Source organism: Pseudomonas entomophila (assembly GCF_013523165.1).
GTDB classification, from domain to species: Bacteria; Pseudomonadota; Gammaproteobacteria; order Pseudomonadales; family Pseudomonadaceae; genus Aquipseudomonas; species Aquipseudomonas entomophila_A.
The window spans coordinates 1-249 of record NZ_JAAMQI010000077.1; the positions used below are offsets into that span (position 1 = coordinate 1).

General features: G+C 60.6%; 1 protein-coding gene. It reads right to left on the reverse strand.

Annotated elements, in window-relative coordinates; genetic code table 11:
• Positions 1–249: immunoglobulin-like domain-containing protein (locus tag G7Z99_RS19710; RefSeq protein ID WP_181096832.1), on the reverse strand; the 249-nt coding region annotated here is incomplete at both ends.

Here is a 249-nt window from a genome sequence, read left to right on the forward strand (position 1 = left end):
TGGCGGTGTAGGTAATCACACCACCTTCGGTGACCGACGGAGTCGCGGTCAGGGTAACGGTGCTGGTGTCGATGGTGTCGGTAACAGCAGTCACCGCCGGGGTACCGTTGACCGCCAGGTTTTCGAAATTGCCACCGGTGGCATTGGTAATGGTTGCGTTGACCGAGCCTGCGTCGATGTACGGATCGTCGCCTGGAGCTGCAACCGTGATGCTGCCTACGGTCTGGCCTGCTGCGACGGTAATCACCG